General features: G+C 66.4%; 8 protein-coding genes and 1 pseudogene. 2 read left to right on the top strand and 7 right to left on the bottom strand.

Annotation, left to right across the window (positions count from 1 at the left end):
• Positions 1–85 precede the first annotated feature (85 nt).
• Entirely contained in the window at positions 86–883 is a 798-nt protein-coding gene (locus tag AWC14_RS13285) for a family 1 encapsulin nanocompartment shell protein (RefSeq protein WP_045375730.1), read from the top strand.
• A 117-nt stretch (positions 884–1,000) separates the two neighbouring features.
• On the opposite strand, the gene AWC14_RS13280 is transcribed toward AWC14_RS13285, so the two are convergent.
• From AWC14_RS13280 to AWC14_RS13265, 4 genes are read right to left on the bottom strand one after another with little or no spacing between them, the layout of a single operon-like run.
• Complete coding sequence (locus AWC14_RS13280; protein ID WP_052425520.1) at positions 1,001–1,732, bottom strand: hypothetical protein; 732 nt, start codon at positions 1,730–1,732, stop codon at positions 1,001–1,003.
• Between the two features lie 9 nt (positions 1,733–1,741).
• The gene (gene purQ / locus AWC14_RS13275) at positions 1,742–2,416 is read right to left on the bottom strand and encodes a phosphoribosylformylglycinamidine synthase subunit PurQ (RefSeq protein WP_045375728.1); all 675 of its coding nucleotides are present in this window, start codon (positions 2,414–2,416) and stop codon (positions 1,742–1,744) included.
• Positions 2,413–2,652, bottom strand: a complete 240-nt coding sequence (gene purS / locus AWC14_RS13270) for a phosphoribosylformylglycinamidine synthase subunit PurS (protein ID WP_045375726.1) — start codon at positions 2,650–2,652, stop codon at positions 2,413–2,415. Before purS ends, purQ begins: the two co-directional genes overlap by 4 nt.
• Before the next feature lie 53 nt (positions 2,653–2,705).
• Positions 2,706–3,365: an ATPase gene (locus AWC14_RS13265; RefSeq protein WP_249026330.1), complete on the bottom strand. Its 660-nt coding sequence runs from the start codon at positions 3,363–3,365 to the stop codon at positions 2,706–2,708.
• A gap of 38 nt (positions 3,366–3,403) precedes the next feature.
• Here AWC14_RS13265 and AWC14_RS13260 point away from each other — a divergent pair, with 38 nt between their 5' ends.
• Positions 3,404–4,042 (top strand): MBL fold metallo-hydrolase, encoded by a 639-nt coding sequence (locus AWC14_RS13260; RefSeq protein ID WP_045375724.1) that lies wholly within the window; start codon positions 3,404–3,406, stop codon positions 4,040–4,042.
• Between the two features lie 67 nt (positions 4,043–4,109).
• On the opposite strand, the gene AWC14_RS13255 is transcribed toward AWC14_RS13260, so the two are convergent.
• The 3 genes and pseudogenes from AWC14_RS13255 to AWC14_RS13245 form a co-directional block, all read right to left on the bottom strand.
• The gene (locus tag AWC14_RS13255) at positions 4,110–5,756 is read right to left on the bottom strand and encodes an FAD-binding dehydrogenase (protein WP_045375722.1); all 1,647 of its coding nucleotides are present in this window, start codon (positions 5,754–5,756) and stop codon (positions 4,110–4,112) included.
• Positions 5,757–5,774: 18 nt separating this feature from the next.
• On the bottom strand, positions 5,775–6,479 hold the full coding sequence (locus tag AWC14_RS13250) for a DUF2334 domain-containing protein (protein WP_045375720.1): 705 nt from the start codon (positions 6,477–6,479) through the stop codon (positions 5,775–5,777).
• Between the two features lie 76 nt (positions 6,480–6,555).
• Positions 6,556–7,039: pseudogene (locus AWC14_RS13245) on the bottom strand (glutathione peroxidase).
• Positions 7,040–7,055: the final 16 nt, after the last annotated feature.

Here is a 7,055-nt window from a genome sequence, read left to right as displayed (position 1 = left end):
ACGGGCGAGAACGAAGCAAACAACCAAAAACCACCCGGATCCACCCCTTTACAGGGGGTCCGCATCACAGATAAGGAAACCCGCAATGAACAACCTGTACCGCGAGCTGGCGCCGATCACCGAAGCCGCTTGGGCCGAAATCGAATTGGAGGCGACGCGGACCTTCAAGCGCCACATCGCCGGGCGGCGGGTGGTCGACGTCAGCGAGCCGGGCGGTCCCACCGCGGCGGCGATCGGCACCGGCCGGCTGGAGGACGTCAAAGCGCCCACCGACGGGGTGGAGGCGCACCTGCGGGCCAGCAAACCGCTTGTGCGGCTGCGGGTTCCGTTCACGTTGTCGCGCGCGGAGATCGACGACGTGGAGCGCGGCGCACAGGACGCCGACTGGGATCCGGTCAAGACGGCCGCCAAGAAGCTGGCGTTCGTGGAAGACCGGGCGATCTTCGAAGGCTATCCGGCGGCGTCGATCGAGGGGATCAGAAGCGCCAGCTCCAACCCTGCGCTGACCCTGCCCGAGGACGCCCGCGACTTCCCCGACGTTATTTCCCAGGCGCTTTCGGGCTTGCGCCTGGCCGGTGTCGACGGGCCGTATTCGGTACTGCTGTCGGCCGATGCGTACACCAAGGTCAGCGAGACCACCGAACACGGTTACCCGATCCGCGAGCACCTGCATCGGCTGGTCGACGGCGACATCATCTGGGCGCCCGCAATCGACGGCGCGTTCGTATTGACCACTCGCGGTGGGGATTTCGACCTGCAGTTGGGCACCGACGTGGCGATCGGTTACTTGTCCCACGACGCCGAAACCGTGCAGCTGTACCTGCAGGAGACCCTGACGTTCCTGTGCTACACGGCCGAAGCCTCAGTCTGCCTAGGGACGTAAGGCCTTTCCGCTTTCGCGCGAGCGTGCGTGTCCCCTTTCTGGCGCGAGCGTGCGTGTCCCCGGCCGACACGCCGAGGCAAAACCCGGCTTTGCGCACGCTCGCGACGTCGGTGGTGGTTACTCGAACCTTTGCTTGTTAAGCCGCTCGAGTGCTCGGCCGTCGGTCAGCTCGCTGCGGAACTCCGGATGCTGCCAGTAGAACCAAACCAACTCCCGTAACGCTCTTCCATCGGGTGTGAACATCCCGGTGGCCAACGTTGGTGTTCGACCATCGGACATCACGATGACGATCCCGCGGGCCGTCACGGCGCGACGGCCGGGTGCGTGGTCGGTCACGTCCTTTACCTCGACCCACTCGCCCGCCGCAGAGGGCCAACCTTGCGAGGCCTCGAAGCCAGTAGGGGTCAGACGCAGATATGTTCCACGAGTGAACATTCGCCACATTGTGGGCACACCCAAAAGCGCACCGACCGCACCCATACCCACCAGCCGGTCGAGCCTCTGACCCGGACCCAGCGGTACGTCGAGTCGGCCGAAAAATGCCAGGACCGCGCCCAGTCCCATGGCGACCTCCCCGCCGACCACGGCTATGCCACCGAGCAGTACAGCCCCTCGATCCGGACGGAGCGTCGTCCCGGTCGGCTCGTAAGTCACCCGCGCGGTTATCGCACCCAGCCTGACTTTGATGAATAGGGCAACGAAGCCGAAGCAAAGCGCGGCGAATCCGAAAACCGCGACGGCGGTGAGGTATTCGTTCCGGCCGAGCACAACAATCGTCCATACCAAGCAGGAAGTGCCGAAAATGCTAAAGAATAAGAGCCCAAAGACGACCAGGAACACCTGCTTCATCCCAGAGCGCTACGCCGCCAGAACGGTATCCAGCGCGGAGTAGAAAAGACCGAGCCCGTCGTCGGACGGGCCGGTCAATGCTTCGATCGCATGCTCGGGATGCGGCATCAGCCCGACGACCCGGCCGTTGGGCGAACTGATTCCGGCGATGTTGCGCAGCGAGCCGTTGATGTTGTCGTGGTAGCGAAACACCACGCGCCCTTCGCCTTCCAGCTCGTCGAGCACCTTCTCCGATGCGACGTAGCGGCCCTCACCGGATTTCAGCGGCACCAGCAGGTCGACCTTCGGCTCGAAACGCGACGTCCACGCCGTCGCCGTCGACTCCACCCGCAGCCACACATCGCGGCAGACGAAATGCAAACCGGCATTACGCGTTAGCGCACCGGGCAACAGGCCAGCCTCACAGAGCACCTGAAAACCGTTGCAAATCCCTAGAACTGGCATTCCGCGTGCGGCAGCTGCCATGACTTCGCCCATCACCGGGGCGAACCGGGCGATGGCGCCGGCCCGCAGGTAGTCGCCGTAGGAGAACCCGCCGGGCACCACGACCGCGTCGACGCTCTTGAGGTCGGCGTCGGCGTGCCACAGGTTGACCACCTCGGCGCCGACGAACCGGACCGCCCGCGCCGCGTCCACGTCGTCGAGCGATCCGGGAAAGGTGATGACCCCGATCCGCGCCGTCACGTCGCTTCCCTGCTGACTGTCCAGTCCTCGATCACGGTGTTGGCCAACAGCGATTCGGCAATCTGGGCAAGCTCGGAATCGTCGACGCTGTCGTCCACTTCGAGCTCAAATCGCTTGCCCTGGCGCACATCTGAGATGCCGGCGTGCCCCAGGCGTCCCAACGCGCCGACGATCGCCTGCCCCTGCGGGTCGAGAATCTCGGCCTTGGGCATCACGTGCACAACCACCCGGGCCACCGGCGCTCCTCCTCAGATCTGTTTGCTCGGCGCCAACTCTACCGGTGCCCGGATCAGGGGCAGGAGGCGATATAGGCGTCGCATATCGGGCCAGTCATCGCGTCCAGAACCTGGTCGTCGGAGATCACCGGCCACGGCACCTGCGGCGGCGCCGACGACCACAAGGTCAGTTCGCTGATCGTGCTGCTCTGCGGCTGCGCGACGAGGTAGGTGTGCATGATCACGGGCCCGCTGATCACCACCGCCAGCCGGTTAGTGGCATCGGCGGTGACCGACGGCGACTGCGCCGGCGATCCCAGCTGACAGCCGCGCAGCGCGGCCGCAGCGATGTTGAACACCGACGAGGCGTTTTGGCCGCCGCGCGCCGTGTCGCCGCGCCAGTGCAGTATCTGCGCCTGCAGCTGCCACTGTCCTGGCGGATTGACGACGGTCGCCCGGCTCGCGACAGCCGAGTCGCGGGTGTCCTGCGGGAATGCCGGAGTGGCACACAGCTCTTCGAATCGGAACCGCGGCGTCGTCCCGGTCAGCGCTACCGCGATGCCGGCAAGCGACGGCCAATGGTAGGTCGAGTTCAGCGGGATCGCCCGCGCCCCAACCCATGCGCTGTCCGGGATCTTGTCGCACACCGGGGGACACGTCTCGGCGTCGGCGCGTGCTACCGACAGCGGCGCGACCACCAGACCACCTGCGAGCAGCATCGTCGCCAGGATCACCCGCACAGCACCTACCCCCTGAGCGCACAATCGTAGACATGGAACTCACGCATTTCGGCCATTCCTGTCTGCTTGCCGACTTCGGCCATACCACTGTGTTATTCGACCCGGGCAATTTCTCGCACGGTTTTGAGGGAATCACCGGGCTTTCGGCGATCGTGATCACCCACCAGCACCCCGATCACGTCGACACCGCACGGCTGCCCGCGCTGTGTGACGCGAACCCTGACGCCGAGCTGTACGCCGACCCGCAAACCGCCGCCCAGCTCGGCGAGCCCTGCAAGGTGGTCAATGTCGGCGACGAGCTGTCTGTCGGCGAACTCACCATCCGCGCCGTCGGCGGCCGGCATGCGGTCATCCACCCGGAAATCCCGGTTATTGACAACATCTCGTATCTGGTGGGCGACGGTGACCACCCCGCACGCTTCATGCATCCCGGCGACGCCCTGTTTGTTCCCGACGAACCGGTGGACGTGCTGGCCACCCCCGCCGCGGCGCCGTGGATGAAGATCTCCGAGGCGGTGGACTATCTGCGCGCCGTCGCGCCCGCCCACGCGGTGCCGATCCACCAGGGCATCATCGCGCCCGACGCACGCGGAATCTTCTACGGCCGGCTCAGCGACATGACCGACACCGATTTTCAGGTGTTACCCGAAGAAAGCGCGGTCGCCTTCTAACGCGCGAACAGACGCAGATTCGCACGTTTCGTTGCGAAATTGTGCGATTCTGCGTCTGCTCGCGCAACTAGGCGATGTCGCCGGCTGCGCCGCGGCCCGCGGCGCGACCCGAGAAGATGCACCCGCCCAAAAACGTGCCCTCCAGCGCCCGGTAGCCGTGTACGCCGCCGCCACCGAAACCGGCCACCTCACCGGCGGCGTATAGCCCGTCGAACGGAGTGCCGTCGGCCTTGAGCACCCGCGAGTCCAGGTCGGTTTCCAAGCCGCCCAAGGTTTTCCGAGTCAGGATGTGCAGCTTGACCGCGATCAGCGGCCCGGCCTTCGGATCCGTCAAGCGATGCGGAGCCACCACCCGGCCCAGCCGGTCGCCCAGATAAGTGCGGGCGCCGCGGATCGCCGTGATCTGGCTGTCCTTGCTGAACCGGTTGGCCACCTCGCGGTCTCGCGCGGTGACCTCCTCTGCCACCGTGGCATAGTCGAGCGCCAGCACGTCGGGCAGCTTGTTCATCGCAGACACCAAGTCCCGCAACGAGTTTGCGCTGACGAAGTCCACACCCCGGTCAATGAAAGCCTGCACCGGACCGGGCGGGCCAGAGCTGGCGCGGTTGCGCAGCAGCTCGCGCACGCTGCGCCCGGTCAGATCCGGGTTCTGCTCCTGGCCCGACAGCGCGAATTCCTTCTCAATGATCTTGGCGTTCAAGATGAACCAGGTGTAGTCGTAGCCGGACTGGGCGATGTACTCCAGCGTGCCGAGCGTGTCGAAGCCCGGATACAACGGCGCCGGCAGCCGCTTGCCCTTGGCGTCCAGCCAAAGCGACGACGGGCCGGGAATGATCCGGATGCCGTGCAGCGGCCAGATCGGGTCGTAGTTGGTGATGCCCTCGGTGTAATGCCACATCCGGTCGCGATTGATTACCCGCGCGCCGGCCTTTTCCGAGATGCCGATCATCCGCCCGTCGACGTGAGCCGGCACCCCGCTCAGCAGCTGCTCGGGAACCCGGCCCATCCGCTTCGGCCAATTCTCCCGCACCATGTCATGGTTGCCGCCAATACCACCGCTGGTGACGATCACCGCTGGAGCGCGGAACTCAAACTGCGCCACGGCTTTCCGCGACGACGGCACACCGCGCGGTTCGGAAGACGGCTCCAGGACACTTCCCCGCACGCCGGTCACCGCGCCGTTTTCGACGATCAGCTCGTCGACTTGGTGGCGGTGCGCGAACCGCACTGTCGAGCGGTCGCGCAACCGGCGCGCAAAGATCTCCACCAGCGCCGGCCCGGTGCCCCAGGTGATGTGGAAACGGGGCACCGAGTTGCCGTGCCCGCGTGCGTCATATCCCCCGCGTTCGGCCCACCCCACCAGCGGAAAAATCTGCAAGCCGCGGGCACGCAACCAACTGCGCTTCTCACCGGCCGCGAAATCGACGTAGGCGTGCGCCCATTGCCTCGGCCAGTAGTCTTCGGGCCGGTCGAACCCGGCGGTGCCCAGCCAATCCTGAAGCGCCAGTTCGTGGCTGTCGCGCACACCGAGGCGGCGTTGTTCCGGGCTGTCGACGAAGAACAGGCCGCCGAACGACCAGAACGCCTGGCCACCCAGGTTGGCGCTGTTCTCCTGGTCGAGGATCAGCACCCGCATGCCGCGGTCGACCACCTCGCACGCGGCCACCAGCCCGGCCAGTCCAGCCCCGACAACGATGACGTCAGCGTCGCCCATGCCGGGTAAGACTAGTGGTTAGGCCGCGTCGGGTAGTGCCCGATCGGCCCGCCACTGATAGACCGTGGGCTCGCAGCGGTGCAGCAACGCGAGGTCCACGGCATCCAGCATCGCCTGCAGCGGGCCCGGCTTGCGCAGCTGACGGGCAGCCACCGCCACCCGCACAATGCCGTCGCGGCGCGCGATGCGCTCGGCCGACAGCACCAGCATCCGGCACCACCACGGCTCGGCGAGGAATCCTTCTCCGATCCCGAGCACCCGGGCGCGCACAGTGGTGTGGCGAACCAGGTCGGTGATGCCGTGCAGATCGGCCAGCAGGCGAAAACCGTTGCGGGGCAACGCGGTCACCGCACCCGGGGACACCGTCCACCCGGGGGCTGCGAATAGCCGGGTGCGCAGTCCGAGATGTTCGAGTACCCGGTCGGCCGCCATCAGCCGCAGGTTGGCCTCGTGGGCCGGCAGCGTCGCGAACTCGCCGCGGCGCTTCTTGGTGGCCGCCTCGTCGTAGCCGTGCAACACGACCGCGTCACCGCCGGCACGCCGGGCGGTCAACCACTCCACCGTGTGCGGATCACGGTCGAGCCGGTAGCCGCCCTTGAGGCGCGGGGCCACCAGCAACGAGACCGGCACCTGTCGGTCGTCCATCTCCGCGCAGAACGCTCGGACGTCGTCCAATGTTCGCTCGCCGATCCCGGAAACCGAGACGATCAGCTTTCCAGACACACCACTAGTGTGCCGGTGCCAGGTTTACAGACGGTGAAATCCGCGCAGCCAGCGGGCGTCGATCAGTGTGTGCCAGCTAACTCGGCAGCACCGCTTCGATGGCGGAGATCACCTCTGGTGCGTCGGGCTCCGTCCGCGGCCGGAACCGCGTCACCACCGCCCGGGGCGATCAGGAACTTCTCGAAGTTCCATTGCACGTCTCCGGCCTCGCCGTCGGCGTCGGGCGTTTTCGTCAGTTCGGCGTAGAGCGGGTGCCGGCCCGGCCCGTTGACCTCGGTTTTCGCCAGCAGCGGAAACGTCACGCCGTAGGTGGTGGAGCAAAAGGTCTGGATTTCCTCGGCGCTACCCGGTTCCTGGCCCATGAACTGGTTGCACGGCACCCCGATCACGGTCAGCCCGCGCTCGGCGTAGTCCTGCGCCAGCTGTTGCAGCGCGCTGTATTGGGGCGTCAGACCACATTTCGATGCGACGTTGACCAGCAGGACCGCGCGGTCGGCGTAATCGGCCAGCGAGGTCGGACGGCCGTCGAGAGTGGTCAAGGGGATGTCGGTCAGCGTCATGGGCGCAGCCTACGCC

The organism is Mycobacterium kyorinense, from assembly GCF_002101735.1.
Lineage (GTDB): Bacteria > Actinomycetota > Actinomycetes > Mycobacteriales > Mycobacteriaceae > Mycobacterium > Mycobacterium kyorinense.
This window is presented reverse-complemented; position numbering and strand designations above follow the sequence as displayed.

What these genes read in the sequence shown, in the direction of transcription:
- AWC14_RS13285 (WP_045375730.1), top strand. Translation starts at nt 86, where the DNA reads ATGAACAACCTGTACCGCGAGCTGGCGCCGATCACCGAAGCCGCTTGG.
- AWC14_RS13280 (WP_052425520.1), bottom strand. Translation starts at nt 1,732, where the DNA reads ATGAAGCAGGTGTTCCTGGTCGTCTTTGGGCTCTTATTCTTTAGCATT.
- AWC14_RS13260 (WP_045375724.1), top strand. Translation starts at nt 3,404, where the DNA reads ATGGAACTCACGCATTTCGGCCATTCCTGTCTGCTTGCCGACTTCGGC.
- AWC14_RS13255 (WP_045375722.1), bottom strand. Translation starts at nt 5,756, where the DNA reads ATGGGCGACGCTGACGTCATCGTTGTCGGGGCTGGACTGGCCGGGCTG.